13 protein-coding genes and 1 pseudogene are annotated in these 17,682 nt (G+C 70.6%); 4 read left to right on the top strand and 10 right to left on the bottom strand.

Annotation, left to right across the window (positions count from 1 at the left end; translation table 11 throughout):
* Positions 1 to 132 precede the first annotated feature (132 nt).
* From BFF78_RS07660 to BFF78_RS07630, 7 genes and pseudogenes are all read right to left on the bottom strand, one after another.
* Positions 133 to 1,557 (bottom strand): M1 family metallopeptidase, encoded by a 1,425-nt coding sequence (locus tag BFF78_RS07660; RefSeq protein ID WP_079161191.1) that lies wholly within the window; start codon positions 1,555 to 1,557, stop codon positions 133 to 135.
* A complete protein-coding gene (locus tag BFF78_RS07655; protein WP_069777590.1) occupies positions 1,554 to 5,513 on the bottom strand; it encodes a Pls/PosA family non-ribosomal peptide synthetase in 3,960 nt (1,319 codons plus the stop codon). Before BFF78_RS07655 ends, BFF78_RS07660 begins: the two co-directional genes overlap by 4 nt.
* Positions 5,514 to 5,616: 103 nt before the next feature.
* Positions 5,617 to 5,928, bottom strand: coding sequence for a polysaccharide deacetylase family protein (locus BFF78_RS07650; RefSeq protein WP_069777589.1), 312 nt, complete (start codon positions 5,926 to 5,928; stop codon positions 5,617 to 5,619).
* A 428-nt stretch (positions 5,929 to 6,356) separates the two neighbouring features.
* A pseudogene (locus BFF78_RS50055) lies at positions 6,357 to 6,893 on the bottom strand (hypothetical protein).
* 124 nt (positions 6,894 to 7,017) lie between these two features.
* Entirely contained in the window at positions 7,018 to 8,430 is a 1,413-nt protein-coding gene (locus BFF78_RS07640) for an NF041680 family putative transposase (RefSeq protein ID WP_335755385.1), read from the bottom strand.
* Positions 8,431 to 8,746: 316 nt separating this feature from the next.
* Complete coding sequence (locus tag BFF78_RS07635; protein ID WP_069783444.1) at positions 8,747 to 9,787, bottom strand: fatty acid desaturase family protein; 1,041 nt, start codon at positions 9,785 to 9,787, stop codon at positions 8,747 to 8,749.
* Positions 9,788 to 9,972: 185 nt separating this feature from the next.
* Positions 9,973 to 10,176 carry a cold-shock protein gene (locus BFF78_RS07630; protein ID WP_069777588.1) on the bottom strand — a complete coding sequence of 68 codons (204 nt, stop codon included), beginning with the start codon at positions 10,174 to 10,176 and terminating at the stop codon, positions 9,973 to 9,975.
* 566 nt (positions 10,177 to 10,742) lie between these two features.
* Between BFF78_RS07630 and BFF78_RS07625 the strand changes: the two genes are divergently transcribed.
* Positions 10,743 to 11,015 (top strand): hypothetical protein, encoded by a 273-nt coding sequence (locus BFF78_RS07625; protein ID WP_069777587.1) that lies wholly within the window; start codon positions 10,743 to 10,745, stop codon positions 11,013 to 11,015.
* Between the two features lie 66 nt (positions 11,016 to 11,081).
* Positions 11,082 to 12,269: a N(5)-(carboxyethyl)ornithine synthase gene (locus BFF78_RS07620; RefSeq protein ID WP_069777586.1), complete on the top strand. Its 1,188-nt coding sequence runs from the start codon at positions 11,082 to 11,084 to the stop codon at positions 12,267 to 12,269.
* 37 nt (positions 12,270 to 12,306) lie between these two features.
* On the opposite strand, the gene BFF78_RS07615 is transcribed toward BFF78_RS07620, so the two are convergent.
* The 3 genes from BFF78_RS07615 to BFF78_RS07605 all read right to left on the bottom strand — a co-directional run bounded on the left by BFF78_RS07615 (position 12,307) and on the right by BFF78_RS07605 (position 15,896).
* Positions 12,307 to 13,560: an IS701 family transposase gene (locus BFF78_RS07615; protein ID WP_472573252.1), complete on the bottom strand. Its 1,254-nt coding sequence runs from the start codon at positions 13,558 to 13,560 to the stop codon at positions 12,307 to 12,309.
* A gap of 160 nt (positions 13,561 to 13,720) precedes the next feature.
* A complete protein-coding gene (locus BFF78_RS07610; RefSeq protein ID WP_227025748.1) occupies positions 13,721 to 14,464 on the bottom strand; it encodes an alpha/beta fold hydrolase in 744 nt (247 codons plus the stop codon).
* A gap of 823 nt (positions 14,465 to 15,287) precedes the next feature.
* On the bottom strand, positions 15,288 to 15,896 hold the full coding sequence (locus BFF78_RS07605; RefSeq protein WP_069777584.1) for a TetR/AcrR family transcriptional regulator: 609 nt from the start codon (positions 15,894 to 15,896) through the stop codon (positions 15,288 to 15,290).
* Positions 15,897 to 15,983: 87 nt separating this feature from the next.
* On the opposite strand from BFF78_RS07605, the gene BFF78_RS49215 reads away from it, so the two are divergent.
* Together BFF78_RS49215 and BFF78_RS49210 are read left to right on the top strand one after the other, a co-directional pair.
* Positions 15,984 to 16,730, top strand: a complete 747-nt coding sequence (locus BFF78_RS49215; RefSeq protein WP_250637884.1) for an FAD-dependent monooxygenase — start codon at positions 15,984 to 15,986, stop codon at positions 16,728 to 16,730.
* Between the two features lie 35 nt (positions 16,731 to 16,765).
* Positions 16,766 to 17,641, top strand: coding sequence for an FAD-dependent monooxygenase (locus tag BFF78_RS49210; protein ID WP_250637883.1), 876 nt, complete (start codon positions 16,766 to 16,768; stop codon positions 17,639 to 17,641).
* Positions 17,642 to 17,682: the final 41 nt, after the last annotated feature.

The raw sequence follows: 17,682 nt of genomic DNA, 5'->3' as shown, positions 1-17,682 counted from the left end.
AGTCCCCTTGGGACGAGTCGGTCACTCGGGGCGGCTCGCGAATCCAGGCTGCCCCGAGCGTGGCCGAGCGGCATGTCGAAGTGGCACGCCCGCCGGGGTGATGAAGCGGGCGCACCGGACATGCGGCAGGTTTCAGCTCCGCGCGTTTCCCGGTTCCGGCGGAGGCAGGGGCGGCAGGCAGGTGTCGTAGAGCCAGGCGCGCAGCAGGGGTTCCACCGCCCTCGGCATCGCCCGGTCGGCATGAGCGATGAAGGCGGCGGTGTCGACGCTTTCACCGCGATGGGCGTGGTGCCAGCCGCGCAGCATCGCGAAGAAGCGGTCGTCGCCCATCGTCAGGCGCAGCGCGTGCAGCGTGCACGCGCCCCGGTTGTACACCCGGTCGTCGAAGATGCGGTCGGGGCCGGGGTCGGCGATCCGCAACCCCGTGCCCTGCCGGGCGAGGGTGTGCCAGGCCGCCCGGGCGATGGTGTCGGCGGAGTCCTCGCCGATGTGCTCCGACCAGAGCCATTCCCCATAGGTAGCGAAGCCTTCGTTGAGCCAGATGTCCCGCCAGTCGCGCAGGCCAACGCTGTTGCCGTACCACTGGTGGACGAGTTCGTGGGCCACCAGCGTCTCCCAGGTGCGCTCGCCGTCGATGTGGTTGCGGCCGAAGACGGACGCGGTCTGGTTCTCCACCGGCTGGTCCAGGTCGGCGTCCACGACGACGGCGCCGTACGTCTCGAAGGGATACGGCCCGAACCACCGCGTGAACGTCTCGAACATCTCCGGCTGGCGGCCCAGATCGTGCCGGGCCTGGCCGGACAGGTGGACGGGGTAAGCGTTGCGGCCGGTGACCGGGCGGCCGGTCGCGCTGTCCGTGGCCTGCCAGGTCTCGTGCGCGAAGCGGCCGGTGTACAGCGCGGCGAGGTAGGGGGCCATGGGACCCCCATGGTGGTACGTCCAGCACTCGGTGGTGTCCGAGGTGCGCCGCTCCAGCAGGGCTCCGTTGGCGAGCGCCTGGTGGCCGCGGGGCACGGTCACCCGGAAGGTGAACTCGGCCTTGTCGTCCGGCCGGTCGTTGCACGGGAACCACGACGGGGCGCCCAGCGGCTGGGCGGCCACCATGGTGCCGCCGTGTGCGTCGCCCGTGCGGTCCCAGCCGATCTGCCCGAACGGTGTGCGGACCGGGCCGGGCCGGCCGCCGTAGCCGATCTCCAGGGTGAAGGAGGTGTCCGCCGGGATCGGGCGTGGCACGGACAGCAGCAGTTTGTGCCCCTTCCGGCCGGGCCGTACGGCGGCCCCGTCGACCAGCGCCTCGTGCACGGAGAGCTTCGCCAGGTCGAGGCGGATCTGACGCAGCGTCCGCTCGGCCACCGCGCGGATGTGCACCCGGCCCTCCAGCCTGCCGGCGGCCGGGTCGTAGGCCAGGTGGAGGTCGTAGGCGAGCGTGCGGTGATCGTAGCTGCCGTGGCCGGCGAAGTAGCGTGGCGCCGTTTTCGGCAGGCCGTCCGTGGCCATCGCCGCCAGCGGGGCGAGCGCCGCGCCCCGGACCAGGGCGCGGCGGCTGCACCAGGTCATGCCGTTTCCCCTTCGGTGAGCCGGGCGGCGTGGCGGGCCGCGGGGATGCCGGCGATGGGGTTGCCGGCCCAACGGGTGCCGTCGGGCACCGTCTCCCCGCGCATCACCAGGGACGCCGAGGCGATGGACGTACCGGCGCCGATCGCGGTGCCGGGCAGGACGATGCTGTGCGGGCCCAAGGAGGCGCCGGCGGCCAGGCGCACGCTGTCCATCCGCATGATCCGGTCGTGGAAGAGGTGGGTCTGCAGCACACAGCCACGGTTGACGGCGGCGCCGTCCCCGATGCTCACCAGATCTGTCTCCGGCAACCAGTACGTGTCGCACCACACCCCGCGTCCGATGCGCGCGCCGAGGCTGCGCAGCCACCAGTTCACCACAGGCGTGCCCAGGTGCGCGGCGATGCCCCACGGCACGGCCAGCACCTCCACGAACGTGTCGAACAACTCGTTGCGCCACACGAACGACGACCACAGGGGCCGCTCCACCGGACGGAACCGGCCCACGAGCAGCCACTTGGCGGCGGTCGTGGTCAGGCAGGCCACCAGGGACGCGGCCAGCAGCAGCGGGACGCCCGCGAGTGCCGCCAGGGACAAGCCGCCCACGTCCAGGGCCCTCTGCTGGGCCAGTAGCAGGCCCTCGGCCAGCAGCGTGCCGAGGATCACCGGCAGCACGCGGCACGCCTCGACGGCCGCGCGGGCCGCCACCAGCCGCCTGGGCGGGGCGAACGTCCGCGCCGCGTCGGCGATCCCGGCCACGCGGGGCAGCGGCATCGCGGGCCGGCCGATCCACGACGAGTGCGGCTCGGCGTGCGCCGGTGCGTCGGACAGCACGCCAACCAGGGCGTGGTCGGCCACCTCACGGCCGGGGCCAACAATGCCGGAGTTGCCGACGAAGGCCCGCCTGCCGATCCGCACGGCCCCCAACCGCATCCATCCGCCACGCAGTTCGAAGGGGGCCACGAGCGTGTCGTCGGCGAGGAACGCCCCGTCCTCGACCCGGAGCAGCGACGGCAGCGGCAGCACGGTCGAGATCTCGGCGCCGCGGCCGACCCGGGCGCCGAGGAGGCGCAGCCAGGCGGGTGTGGCGAGGCTCGCGTAGAGCGGGAACAGGCTGCTCCGAGCGCCGTCGAGCAGCCGAGTCACCAGCCACGCCCGCCAGGCCACGCCCCCGTCGGCGCGGTGCAGGCCGGGCGCGATCCCGCGGCTCAGCAGGCGCACGGTGAGCGCGGTGATGAGCATGCCGCACACGGTGGTCAGCACGGCGAACAGGGGTGCCGCCGCGAGCAGCCGCCAGGTCGCCCCGGACAGCGTGGCCGTACCGCGCACCAGCAGCCAGGTGACGGCGAGCGCCGGGGCGGCGGCCAGCAACGACAGCAGTGGCAGCAGGGCGAGCGACAGCGCGTAGGCGAGGTGCCAGCGGCGCCGGCGGTCCGTCGGCGGGGCGGGCCAGTTCGGCTCGGCGAGGCATTCGGTGGGTGCAGCCGGCCGGGCGGGGGAGCCGGTCCATACCTGGCCGTCGGGGATACGGCCGCCCAGGCAGCCGCCGGCAGCGAGTTCCGCACCGTGGCCGAGGACAGCGCCCGGCAGCAGGGTGCTGCGGTGGCCCACCCGGGCGTCCGCGCCGACGACGACCCTGCCGACGTGCAGCCTGTCGCCGTCGAGCCACCAGCCTGCGATGTCCGCCTCCGGTTCGACACTGCACCCGTCGCCCAGCTCGGCCAGGCCCGTCACCGGGGGCATGGCGTGCAGCCATATGTCCCGCCCGGTGCGGCAGCCGAGGGTCCGGGCGTACAGCGCTGCCCAGGGGGTGCCGAGCAGGGACGGTACGCCGAACGCCACGACCGCACGCTCCGCGCTCCACAGGCGCAGGTGGACGGCGCCGCCGCGCGGATGGGCGCCCGGAGTGATCGAGCCGGCCAGTGCGCGGGCGAGGGCCGCCCCGAGCAGGCAGCGCGCGGGCGCGCTGAACAGCAGCACCCACCCGGCCACGACCAGCCACCACGAGGTGTGCGGCGCCCACCGGTGCGGCGCGATCCAGCCGATGACGTCGTCCGCCGCGGCCAGCCCGACCAGGCCCCGCAATCCGGTGACGCCGTAACCGGCCAGGGAGACGAGGAACTGCACCACGGCGGTCCGCCGGGGCACGGGCCGGGCGGGGCGCACCTCCGCTGCGGCGCCGGTCAGGGAGTCGAGATGGTCGGCCATGCTCTGCAGGACCGGATGCCGGTAGAGGTCGGCGACCGAAAGGCCCGGGTAGTCCCGGCGCAGCATCGAGGCCATCCGGGCGGCGGTCAGGCTGGTGCCGCCCAGCTCGACGAAGTCGCTGCCCGGGCCGGGCCGCAGGCCCAGCAACTCCTCCCATACGTCCGCCAGCCGGGCGGCGGTCCCGTGCAACCGGTGGGCCGCCTCGCCACCGTGCCCGGCACCGGCCAGCTGCACCGGCCAGGGCAGCGCCTTGCGGTCCACCTTTCCGGACGCCCGCGTGGGCAGGTCCGCCACCTCGGCCAGCACAGGCACCAGCGGTGCGGGGAGCCGCTCGCCCAGCAGCGCCCTGGCCTTGTCGGCGTCGAAGGCCGAGCGGCCGTCGGCGGTCTCCTGCGCGACGATGTAGCCGACCAGCACCTGGGCGCCGGCCGCGGTGGCCTGTACGGCCGCCGCCGCGCCGCGCACCCCGGGCAGGGCGAGCAGGGCCGTGTCGATCTCGCCGAGTTCGACACGGCGTCCGCCGAGCTTGACCTGGTCGTCGGCGCGACCGAGGAACACCAGTCCCTCGGCGTCGGCGCGCACCAGGTCGCCCGAGCGATAGGCGCGCGGCGGGCCCAGCGCCGGGCTCGGCCGGAAGCGTTCCGCGTCCTTGACCGGGTCGAGGTAGCGGGCGGTTCCGACGCCGGCGATGACCAGTTCGCCCTGCTCGCCGAAGGCGACGGGATTCCCGGCCTCGTCCACCACTGCCAACTCCCAGCCGGCGAGCGGCAGCCCGATGCGCACCGGCTGCCCGGGCTCCAGCCGGGCGGCGCAGGCCACGACGGTGGTCTCCGTGGGGCCGTAGGTGTTCCACATTTCCCGCTCGGGGCGGGCGAACCGTTCGACGAGTCCGGGCGGGCAGGCCTCGCCGCCCAGGATCAGCAACCGGACCCGGCGCAGTGCCTCCTCCGGCCACATCGCCAAGAGCGTGGGCACGGTGGAGACGGCGGTGATGCCGCGGGCGTCCAACCAGGGGCCGAGTTCGAGCCCGGCGCGCACCAGGGACCGTTCGGCCGGCACCAGGCAGGCGCCGGAGCACCAAGCGAGCCACATCTCCTCGCAGGAGGCGTCGAATGCGACCGAAAGGCCGGCCAGGACGCGGTCGCCCGGGCCGAGGGGCCGGTCGCGCAGGAACAGCCCGGCCTCCGCGTCGACGAAGGCCGCGGCGGAGCGGTGGGTGACGGCCACGCCCTTGGGCGCGCCGGTCGAGCCGGACGTGAAGATGATCCAGGCGTCGTCCGCGGGTGCCGGTGTGGAGCCCGTGGCCGCTCCCGACGGCGGTACCAGCTCGGCGGGTTGCGGGTGCGGCCCGAGGACGTGACACACGCCGGCCTCGCTGAACACGGTCGCGGCGCGCTCCTCGGGGTCGTCGGCGTCGACTGGGACGTAGGCCGCACCGCAGTGCAGGACCGCGAGGATCGACAGGTACAACTCCGCGGTGCCCGATGGCACTCGTACGCCCACCCGGTCGCCGGGGCCGATGCCCCGCTCGGTAAGCCGCCGCGCGCGGGCGCGGGCCTCGGTGCACAGCTCCCGGTAGGAGAGCACCTCGGCGCCTGCGTCCAGCGCGGGTGCGTGCGGGTGCAGCGCGGCGGTCGCCTCCAGGACGTCGACGAGGGTTCGGGGTGGCGCGGCTGCCCCGGAGCGGAACAGGGCCCGGTTCCTTGGGACTTCCGGGGAAGGGTGTGAGGCATCGAGTGCGGTCGAGGTCAAGGTCGCGCCTTTGGATTTCCATGTTCGACGGGCCGGTAGGCCCTTTACGGCCTGTCAGACGCCCTTCGTCACAGGACGCGTTCACCAACTCGGTGCAATTGATTCACAACCCGCCCATGGGAGGAAATTGGTGAATCAAATACCAAAATTCACCCCCCGTACCCTGCCGCCGGGAGACCATCTCACTGCACCGGGAAGCCGAACGGGTTGTCGACGATCGTCCGTACCCCGGGCACTCGATGATCCGCTCCGCGCCGACGACCCCGCTGTGCTGGTAGGAGGCCGGTTTGCGGTCCATCGCCGTGTCGTGGTGGACGCTGTGGCCGCACAGCCGGTGCCCTTCGGTGACGACCAGCCGCATCACGTCGGGATTCCTGGCCGCGTTCGGCCCGATCATGCCCCGCCCTCTGCTCATGTCTTCAGTGTTCCTGTGTTCCTGCGCGCCCCGGCCAGGCGGGGCGGCGGGATACTTCTGCCGCTGATTCGGGAACCTGCAGCCCGCCTCGGCTCCCTGCGGCGCTCATCCGACAGGCGCGGCTTGAGTCCGCGGCACAAGCTTAGCTTGCCGCATTGCGCAAATACGCAACCAGGCGGTACTTCGCAGGACAGGTGCGCGATGAACCAGCCGTAGCAGATCGGCCGCTCCCGTTCTGGCGGGCGGCGGACTCCGCCCGACCGGACGGCGCAGTCCTCGGGTGCCGGACGGGTCGCTGGAGAAAGCCGCTGCGAGGATCACGGCCTGTCTGCGCTCCTCGGAGGATGCCGGTCCCGCGCCGCCTGGTGCGCGACTTCGAGCGGCGCACCACCAGCGCGGAGCGATGGTCTACTGGTCGATGATCCGGCTCATGACCCGTCGCCTGGCCCGGTCACACCCGCAGCGAGCGTGAACCGGCCCGGGTGCTGCTCGGCCGGCCAGCCGCGGGCCACCAGGCGTTTCGCGTTCGACCGCAGTGCCTGCACCCGCGCCGGCACCACGTCCATGCCGAACATGACGGCCATCTCCTGGCAGGTCAGCGGCGCTTGATGAAGCCGGGCCCGGTCCGCGAGTGTCTTGATGATGCGCTGGTAGTCGACCGACAGCGCCGACCACGCCAGGCCCCTGTCGCCACACCGGCACCTGCGACTTCGGCTTCGCCGCGTCCCGGAGCGCCGACTCGCGCCTCCCCATCCCGCGGATCCGGGGTGACCTCCGCCCTGGCGGTGGCGCCGTCGTCCGGAGCCAGCACCGTATCGACCCGCCTGCGAGCGATCGCCCACCTGCCATTCCAGCTCGGCCGCAGCCAGCTCGGCCTGGATACGGTCGGCCTCCTCCCGCAGCCCGTCGACTCGACGCCGAGGGGCGAGCTCGTGCTGTTCCAGCAGTCCAACAACCGACGGCATCCGCGACCTCCCGGGGAACGACGACCCGACAGGCCACGACTCCCACGGAACCACCACTCCTATCCCCGACCAGCGGGAACGCGTCGCTCACGTCCGGAAAGACAACCGCTTCTGAGCTTGATCATTAACCTCGCTGCTGTTTCAGGCGGACATGTTCGGTGAGGGTTTCGATTCGTTTCACGGTCTTCCCGGGCTCGTGACGTGGTGCTGACCTGCGGTTCTTCGAGCCGGGTGGGCGTCCGGGTCCGGGCTTGGAGGGTCTGGGCACGCTGGCAGGACGGGCGGTCTTCACGCGGAGGTGGCGGAACCCCCGGCGGACTCGGGCCGGGGTGAGCCGACGTGGCTCGCTGGGCCGTTCCCAGGGCCGGCGCAGGTCCTCGGCGAGTGGCCGGGCGAGGCGGAGTTGGGTGTGGGCGGCGATGATCAGCCACGTCCACAGGTCGGCCGTGTGCGGATCGCGGACCTTGGGGACGGTCCAGCCCAGGGTCTGTTTGAACAGCCGGAAGGTGTGTTCAAGATCGAATCTGCGGAGGAACGCCTGCCAGCGCACATCGACGTCTGCGCCGGTCATCCCGGTGCGCGAGGACCACAGCCACACCGGCTTCGGGTCGCGGTCACCGGGCAGGTACTCGACCTTCAGCCGGATCAACGTGCCGTGGATCAGGGGAAGTTCACCGCAGTGGTCGAGCCAGGGGCCACGGGCCTGCAATCGGGGGTGCATCCGATCCCAAGCGATGGCTTCGGCCGTGCCGTAGCGGGCGGTGTCGCACGTCGTGGCCTGGTCGGGGGTGTGCCAGGACTCCGGCTTGGAGAAGGTGAGGACACCGCCGTGCTTGCGGGGCTGTCCGCCGCGGGGGGTGGAGCGGCGCGGGCCAGCATCCCGGAGCATGACACGGTCCGAGCGGAGCCGGCCGACCAGCTCAACGGGCAGGTCGGACAGGACGTAGGCGAGGCGGGTGACGTCGTAGCCGGTGTCCATGACGACGAGGATGTCCGCGTCGCCCGGCCGCCACTGCCCGGCGTGCACCAGCCGGGTGACCACCTCGCGCAGCTGGGTGGCGGTCACCGCGGTGGCATCGTCGGACGGCCCCAGCCGGATCGCGTCCAGCACGGCCGTCCACGACGTGCGTCCCGTCTCCAGTGCGGCGACGAAGGAGTAGGGCCAGCCGGGGATGAACTGATCCGCGCTGCGGCCCCGCCCGTAGACGTGGCAGAACAGCAACTCCGGGCTGGTGGGGGCGTCGGGCCGCAGCCAGTTGCTCACGTCCACCGCGAGCACGATCCGCCCGTCGGCGGCACGTGGCAGCGGCGTAGAGGCCAGCAGTCTGCGCAGGCGCCGCGGTTCCAGCCAGCCGTGGTTGACCGCGTCGTACATCGCCCCGTGCCCACGCCGGTGCTCGGCTGTGAGCGTCAACTCGACGAGCGACGTCACCGGGCCGTCCGCGCACAGCACCGCGTCGGTGAGCTCGAAGAGCGCATCCGCCCGGGTGTAGAGGCAGTCGTAGAACTGGACACGAAAGTGGGACAGGATGCCCAACGCGGCGTCAGCGGACTGTTCAGGGGCGAGACTCTTCACCAGCGGCCGTTCCTTCACGCGACGTTGCTCGACACCTCGAAGCGTGAAGAACGGCCGCCCTGCTGTCCCGGGAACGAACCAAGATCAGCGGGTCAGGTGAACGGTCGAGGTTAAACACCAAGCTGAGGACCGGCAAGGTGGCAGCCAGGGGCAGGGCAGCGGCGCCGGACAACAGGAGCGGGACTTGCCTGTGGGAAACCCGGGCAAGCCCGGCCCCCAGGCCGACGAGGATGGTGGTGGGGCGTGGTGGGAATGAAGGGCACGGACGGCGAAGTGATCAGTACTCCAGCTCGGGGCGCAGCGGGCCGCCGACCCTGTGGAGGTACCGCAGTACCTGGGCGTAGGAGTTGAAGAGCCCGGTCTCGTGGTAGGCGATGCCGTGCCGGGCGCAATACCTGCGCACGAGTTCCTGGGCATGCCGCAGGCTGGGTCGCGGCATGGAGGGGAACAGATGGTGTTCGATCTGGTAGTTCAGCCCGCCGAGTACGAAGTCGGTGAACCGGTGGCCGCGGATGTTGCGTGAGGTCAGTACCTGCCGACGCAGGAAATCGATCTTGTCGTCCTTGGCGAACAGCACCATGCCCTTGTGGTTGGGGGCGAACGAGCATCCCATGTACAGCCCGAACAGCCCTTGGTGCACGAGAAGGAAGCACACGGCCTGGACAGGGGACAGGACCAGGAACAGAGCGGCGAGGTAGCCGCCCAGATGCGCTGTCAGCAGTCCCGCGTCGGCCAGCTTGGTTGTCCGCGAGGTTGTGGTGCCGGTGCGGTCGAGCAGCGCCCGTACACCGGCGACGTGCAGGGCGAGTCCTTCCAGAAGCAGCATCGGGAAGAACAGCCAGGCCTGGTGACGGGCCAGCCAGGCGTACGCCCCGCTGCGGACGCGCGCGTGATCCTCGGTGAAGGCGATCGCACCGTCGGCGATGTCGGGGTCGCGGTCGACGTGGTTGGGGTGGGAGTGGTGCCGGTTGTGCTTGGTGATCCACCAGCCGTAGCTGAGGCCGATCAGCAGGTCGGCGTGCACGCGGCCGAGCAGGTTGTTGACACGCTTGGAGGCGGCGATCTGATGGTGTCCAGCATCGTGCCCGATGAACCCGGTCTGGGTGAACATCACCGCCAGGAAGGCTGCGGTCAGCAGCTGCCACCACGACTGTCCGATCAGCGCGAACGCGGTCCAACCGCCGGCCAGCAGAAGCAGGTTCGCGCCGATCTTCACGCAGTAGTAGCCCGGGCGGCGCGTCAGCAGCCCGCTCTGCCTCACCTCGCGGCACAGCGCGGCGTAGTCGCTGCCCCGGCTTCCGGGCGGGGGCTTGGTCATCTCGGCGTGGCCCGCGGGATCGGGGCTCCGGTGGCTGACGTCAGTGGTCACAGTGTTTCCTTCGGGAGGTACGGCGCTGCCCAAGGCGACGAGGGGCGGGGTGCAGGATGCCGCACACGTCGGGAGTCTTGCGGAAGCCGCCCGAGGCAGGCCCACGGTGCGGGCCTGCCTCGGGAACGGTGGCCTCAGAGCACGTGGACCTGGTCGGCTTGCATGCCCTTGGGGCCCTGGCTTGCGGTGAACTCCACCCGCTGGTTCTCCTTCAGGGAGCGGAAGCCGTCGGTGTCGATCGCCGACTGGTGGACGAAGACGTCGGCACCGGCCTCATCAGGGGCGATGAAACCGAAACCCTTCTCCGCGTTGAACCACTTCACTGTTCCTTGAGCCATGTGATGTCTCCTTCGAGATGGCGGCTGGGGCGGAATGTGCGCGATCACGCGATCCCGGGCTGTTGGTCGCCGGCCGTCGAAGAAAACCCCGAAACGACGAAACGCCCGCTGTCAAGAACTCCGCGGGCGTTTCCACGTTCGCAAACTTCAACTACAACCACTGCCCACAACGACCGGAGCGCCGGGAAGGTTCCCGCACGAGCCGGGAAGAGTTCGGTGACGCCCGAGCGGGTCGGCTCCGGGGTCCGGGATCCGGCACGCGTCGACTCCGGAGAGGGAGTACGGTTGCGGCACCGAGGGCACCTCGCACGCCGTCATCAGTTTCGGCGTAGCCCTCGGACAAACGGCAAAGGCCGGCGTACATCGGATCCGGCCGGAAATGAGCCGCGACATGCCTCTTGGCCCGCACCGTCACGCCGTCGTCCGTATCCGGTCCCGCGCAGCGCGGTAGCGGAGTTCCCGGCTTCCGGGCTGCCCGGGGCACCAGGACATCTCGCGCACGATGGCCCGCAGCATGGCTGGACCGATCAGCACGACTTCGAACCGATCTAGAGGATGCGGGACACATGTATTCACAGGACTCGATCTCCGGCCGCCGCCGGGACCGTCCCGAACCGACCGCGGAGATGCTCTCCGGACTGGCCTGCCTCATCTGCGGCACCGACTACCGCAACGCACCCGACCCGGAGGCGGTGGTGGTTTCCCACCGCGACGACGGGCAGCTCCTCGCCTGCCACGGGACGTGTGCACGCATGGCGACCGGGTCGGTCGACGGTCTGGACGAAACGCCCCTCCCGCTGGACGAGCGCATCCGCAGGCACCGGGCCGACGGCTTCTGACCCGGACATCCGGCAGCCACACCACGCACGCCGAGAGCGCAGCGAAACGAAATGATGAGGAAGCGTATGAGCCTGATGAGTCTCGGAGTCCTCGCCTCCTCCCGCAAGGAGAACGAGTTCCGCCTGCCGTTGCACCCTGCTCACCTCGACCGGATCGCGCCGGACGTACGCGGGAGGATATTCCTGGAACAGGGCTACGGCGAACGGTTCGGCGTCGCTGACGACACGCTCGGACCGCTCGTGGCGGGTTTGCGCTCCCGCGAGCAACTCCTCGCCGAGTGCGACGTGTTGCTGCTGCCCAAACCCATGCACGACGACATTGCCGCGCTGCGTGAGGGCCAGGTGCTGTGGGGATGGCCGCACTGTGTGCAGGACGAGGAGCTGACCCAGCTCGCCATCGACGGGCGGCTGACACTCATCGCCTGGGACGCTATGAACCACTGGACGTCCACGGGCGCCTTCAGCGTCCATGTGTTCCACAAGAACAACGAGCTCGCGGGCTACTGCTCGGTGCTGCACGCTCTGCAGCTCGGCGGGCTGACCGGCAGCTACGGGCGGCGTCTGCGTGCTGTGGTCATCAGCTTCGGCGCCACAGCGCGCGGCGCGGTCACCGGCCTGGGCGCCATGGGGGTCTCCGACGTCACGGTGCTCACCCAGCGCGCAGCGGCAGCGGTGGCCTCGCCCATGCCGTCGGTCGTGATGGGCCACTTCGCACAGCAGGAGCGCGATTCGTCGCGCCTGCACGCATTCACCGCGGGCGGTTCCCTGCCGCTGGCGGAGTACCTGGCCGGGTTCGACATCATCGTCAACTGCGTCTTGCAGGACACCGACGCGCCGCTCATGTTCGTCACCGAAGAGGAACTCACCCTGTTCCGGCCGGGGACCTTCTTCATCGACGTCGCCTGCGACGAAGGCATGGGCTTCGCGTGGGCCCGTCCCACCACCTTCGGCGAGCCGATGCCCACGGTGGGGACGGGCTGCCACTACTACGCAGTGGATCACAGCCCGTCCCACCTGTGGAACTCGGCCACGTGGGAAATCAGCGAGGCACTCCTGCCGTACCTGCGCAAGGTCATGAGCGGCCCCGCGGTCTGGGAGGCCGACCCCACGGTCAGAAAGGCCATCGAGATCCGCGACGGCGTCGTCCTGAACCCAAAGATTCTCTCCTTCCAGCACCGAACAGCCGCCTACCCCCACACCCCCAAGACCCCGGCCCTCACCCCGGTGCTGCACTCTCCCGCGCAGCTGGCCTGACACACCCCGGACCGAGCGTGGAGCCCTTTTCGAAGGGTTACGACGGCCTGGATGCCAAGGACGTCTGCCAGGCACGCGGCTTCGGGACCGAGTTATTGGGACGGCAGCACCGGGGCCACTCCAGCCGGTCAGCCGGAGTGGCGAGGGTCGCCGCAATAGGGATGGGCCTCGGCGCGGATACGTCCGCCCGCCCCGTCCCCACCCAAGGACCAAGCTCGCGGTAATCGTGCTCGATCCGCCAGCGCATCTTGGCCCACCGCACCAGGTCAGCGGCCGGTGTGGCGGCGGGCAGGTTCGATATCCAGTAGTCCGTCGGAGTGTCCTGGCCGTCCGGCCACTCGACGAGGAGTGTCTGGACGGGCAGGACGCCGTCCCACCGGTTGCGGCCGCCGCCCGCCTCCTTGCCCGCGGGCCGCACTGTCAGCACCGCGAACCGTGAGGGCATCGCGCCTTTGCTGCCCTGCCTCCAGGTCACCTCGGTGAACCGTTCCGCACCCGCCTCCGCTGCCAGGACGGAGACGGCTCGCGGTGGGGTGCGGTAGCGGGGAAGGGCGGGTGGTCCGAGCCCGCCATAAGCAGGCTGGTGCGGCTCGACATCCTCCGGGTGGGCGACTTCCTTCCCGTTCAGGGCCGGGACATAGGACAGCCCTCGCTCCTCGAGACCGAGCCGGAACGGGGTGCTGACTCCGTGGCCGGCGTCGGCGACCACGACCGGCGCCTCCAACTGCCACGCGGTGAGTGTGTCCAGGATGCCGAGCGCGAGACGCCACTTCTCCCGGTGCACCACGTCGTCGGGGACTCCTGCCCTGCGGCATCGGCCAGGCTGGTCCGTCCACTCACGCGGCAGATACAACCGCCACTCCAACGGGCACGAGGCGGTGTCGGTGGCGGCATGGCCACTGACCGCGACCTGGCAGTTCGCCCGTTTGCCGACCGCTCCGCAGTACTGGCGGGCCACCCCGACCGACGCCTTGCCGCACTTGGGGAACGACACGTCGCCGATCACCCACACCTCGGGCCTGATGACTCCGGACAGCCGCTCGGCGATCCGCTGCCTGACCGGCAGTGGATCCCACGGCGACTGGTTCACGAACTGCTGCAGGGCCTGCATGTTCCCGTCCGGCAGTCGCTCGGCCATCGGCTGGATCGACTTGCGCCGGCCGTCGAGCATCAGGCCCCGTAGAAAGCATTCGCCCCACCGCCGCTGATCCCGCCGCGGTAACGACCCGAACACATCGGCAACGAACTCGACCAACTCCCCCGGGAGCCGGCCCACTTCCCCCAACCTCACTCCGGGAAGCTGCCCACGTCGAGCCGAAATCACTCAACGTAACGAAGTACTACTAGTTGATGCGGGCCATGAGGTTTCTCCGCGGTACTTCGCGCCCCGCCCACCACTTCGCCAGGCCCTTGCGCACAGCGCCGTCGGCCCTGACCACCTGCGCGCCTGCTTAGCGGACCTGGTTCGCCATGTCCTCGATCGTCTTGATGACGACGTCGGGCCGGTCGATCGGGATGTCGTGAGAGCTGCGGTCCGCCACGACCAGGCGGCGGTTGGGTGCTGCGCTGACGAACTCCTGCTGGGCTTGTCGCCACAATTGGGCGTCGACGGGTGTGGGGAAGGGAGTCTTGGCGGACACGATCGCGGTGGCGGGCACGCTCTGGGGCCAGGACAGCTTGTGGTAGGCGCGGTGTACGGGCCCGTAGTGGTCGGCCTCGGCGAGGAGCTGGCGGGTCGCCCGGGTCTGTGGCTTCTTCTTGAGCGCTGCGATCTGCTGCTCGTTCCCGGCCACCAGCTTGGCGGTCTCGCCGTCGGTGTAGAACTCGGGGAGGCTGGCGTCCACGAGGACGGCGCCGGCGATCCAATGCGGGTGCTGCCTGACGAAGTATGTCGCGATCTCCCCGGCGAGGGAGTGGGAGACCAGGACCACGTTCTTGGTGACTCCCAGCTGCGTCAGGCCGGCCGCGAGGTCGGAGGCGGCGTTCTGTGCCCTCCATGGCCCGGGTACGTCGCTGCTCCTGCCTTCCCCGGTGCGGTCGTAGGTGATGATCTCGGACCTGGTCTGCTTCGCGAGGACGGGCACGATCTTCTTCCAGTACGACGCGTCGAGACCTCCGCCGGCGTCGAGGACGATGGCCGGGCCATGGCCAGGTGTGACATAGAACGCCAGCCTGTGACCGCGGTTCGTGATCATGTGAAGTGAGGGCTGGGCGGCGGTCGTTGCCGTTGGGGACGCCGAGGATGCCGTTGCACTGGTCCGGGGCGCGGTTGTAGCCGATTGCGCGTTCTTCGCAGTGGTTGCGTCGCAGGAGGTGAGACCACAGGCCGCGACTGCGATGGATGCCAGGGCGAGCGTCGCGTGCCGTCGTCGCCGACGCCGTGCGGTGGGATTGGGCATGGGGGTTCCTTCCGCGAGAGTGGAGGAGGAGGTTCAGGCCGACCGTCGGCGACCTCGATGTGTCGAAAGATTTCGACGTCCCAAGCCTCGTCGTCCGCAGAGACGACCGCGACGGTGCACGCCCCCGAGAACGGACGGGGGACAGCCCCACCCCGAGAGACGGGCTGCGCATGTGGCAGAAGGCTCGGTGGGTGCCCACGGAGAACGGTCACCCACTGAGGCTCTTGCAACCGCATGAGTATCAGCGTTTGAACGGCCTTGACCCGGGTGCCCTCCCGGCTGGGGGCTGGAGGCTCTCGACGAAAGATGCGGCCGGGATGTCGAGACCGGCGTGGCGGCTCCGTCTCAGGGGCAGATGCGGTCAGCGTGGCCGCACCATCCCCCGTACCGGCAGGACAGTCACGCGCAAACTCATCGTCCAGCAGTGGGTTACCGTCGACAACATCGCCGCGGAGGAGGGACGGCGGGCTCAGCTTCGTGTCAGGGGAGCCCTTTTCCGAGACCACGAACCCTGCGTTCAAGGCAACTCGGTGTGGCTGGCGCCGATGGCGGCGTCACGGGCCATGCCCTGGTGGCTGTTTCGGCGTGTCGGGGCTGTCCCAGTCCGCTTGATTTTCCGTCAGTTCGGTGCGGGCGCCGCACCGTCGAGCACGAGGTCGATGATCCGCCGGCTTGCCTGTTCCGGGTCGAGCTGGTCGGTGCTGCCCGATGCCATGCGGGCGAGGAGGGGGGAGACGAGGAGCTCGGAGATCAGGTCGGGGTCGACGTCGGGGCGGATCTCTCCTCGTTCTACGCCACGTCGTAGGACACGGTTCATCGCTTCCCGGCGGGGGGTGACGATCTCCTCGAAGTAGCGGCTGTGCAGCCTGGGGAAGGTTGCGGCCTCGGCGTTGAGGGCGCGCAGCATGCTGCTGGCCCGTTTGTCGGCGACGCGCTCGGCCAGGGCCTGCAGCAGGAGCGCGAGGTCGCCGCGGGTGTCGGCGCCGGTGGGCGAGGGCCGCCGTTTGTTGATCGCCTCCAGGACGTCGAGGTAGAGCTCGTCCTTGGTCTTCCAGCGCCGGTAGACGCTGTTGCGCGAGACGCCGGCCTGCTTGGCGATGGTCACCAGCGACAGGCCGGTGAGGGTGGCGCCGGCGGCGACCATGTCGAGGACCGCGTCGATGATGGCCGAGTCGGTGGCGGGGTCACGCTGGCGGCCCCCGCGGCGGCCGGGGAGTTCCGTGGTCACCCCGGTAACGATACAACCCTGTTGCGTTTGGGTGCCGCCCTGAGGCAATAATGGAACAGACCTGTTCTGTTTCTTTTGGGAGTTCCCGTGTCCCTGCCCGGTCCCACCGTTCCGGCCACCGGAGTCGGCACCAAGCCTGCTTCGGCCGCTGCCGCTCCACCGCCGGCCGCCCGTGTCCCCGTCCTGATCGTGGGCGGCAGCATCGTCGGGGCTTCGGCCGCGCTGTTTCTCGCGGCCCGGGGCATCACCCCCGTCCTGGTCGAGAAGCACTCCGCTGTCTCGACCAGGCCGCGCGCCAAGCTGTTCTATCCGCGCACGATGGAGGCATACCGCTCGGTCGGCGCCGACCAGGACGTCTACGCCGTCCAGCACCGATTCCCGCCGGCCGACCACGCCGCGGTGGTCGCCTCACTCAACGGGCCGGAGTTGCGGCGCTGGCGGCTGCCGGCCGCAGAGGACTTCAGCAGCGTCTCACCCTGCCCCAGCGCATTCGTCAAACAGGCCGATCTGGAGGAGGTAGTCCGCGCGCACGCCCGTGCTGCCGGCGCCGACCTGCGCCTCGGCCACCGCCTTCTCGAACTGCGTCGCCACGACGACCACGTCGTGGCCCGGATCCGTGGCGTCGACGGCGCCACCTACACCGTGTCTGCCGACTACCTGCTGGCCGCGGACGGAAACGGCAGCGCCATCCGCGAGCGCCTGGGCATCGGCCGCAGCGGCACCGATGCGGTCGCGCACATCATGGAGATCGGCTTCGAAGCCGACCTGCGCCACGTGCTCGACGGGCGCCGGCTCGCCCTGGCCTTCACGGGCCCGCCGAGCACGCGTTCCTGAGCTGGAACACGGCACAGGACCGCGGGACGGTGTCGGTGACTTACGACCCCGAAACCACGGATCCAGCAACGTTCGACGACCAGCGCCGCCGTGGCATCGTCTCTCGCGCGCTCGGCCTGCCGCCATCGCACTTCACGCTCACGGGACACCGGCCCTGGCAGATGGGCGGCTGGCTGGCCGACTCCTATCGCGCCGGCCGCATCTTCCTGCTCGGCGACGCGGTCCATGTCACCCCGCCGACCGGCGGATTCGGCGCCAACACCGGCATCCAGGACGCGTGGAACCTCACCACCAAACTGGTCTCGGTCCTGCGAGGCCACGCCGACCCGAGGCTTCTGGAGGACTACGAACCCGAGCGCCGCGCAGTGGGCCGGATCACCGTGGAACAGGCGCTACTGCGCGCCCGCGACCGCGCCCAGGTCCCGATCGAGGACCGCCCACTGCTCAGCGAGGCGGCAGTGGCCATCGGCTACCGCTACCCCATACCCGGCGACGACACGGTCGCCGGCCTGCCGACGGCCGACGAACCGTACCGCTGGCACGGCGAACCCGGCACCCGGCTGCCGCACGTGCTCCTCCCCGGCAAGGACGGGCCCCGCTCCACGCTCGACCTGGTCCGCGCCGGCCGCTACCTGATGCTCGCCGGCCCCGAAGGACGCCCCTGGACCCGAGCCGCACGCGAGCTGGATCCGCACGGCGCCTTCCTCGACACGGCACTCCTGCCCCGCCGGATCGCCCCCGCAATTGCACCCCCCACCGACACCTGCGGCATCGGCGACCACGGCGCCCTGCTGGTCCGCCCCGACCACGTGATTGCCTGGCGCACCGCCCACGCCGCCCCGGACGCCCTCACGGTCCTCACCACCGCCACACGACAAGCGTTGGGGGCCGACCGTCCCGCAGCATGCTGAGCAGGTTCGACGGGCGGCGACAACCATGTACGCGGTCGACC

Source organism: Streptomyces fodineus (assembly GCF_001735805.1).
GTDB lineage: Bacteria > Actinomycetota > Actinomycetes > Streptomycetales > Streptomycetaceae > Streptomyces > Streptomyces fodineus.
This window is presented reverse-complemented; position numbering and strand designations above follow the sequence as displayed.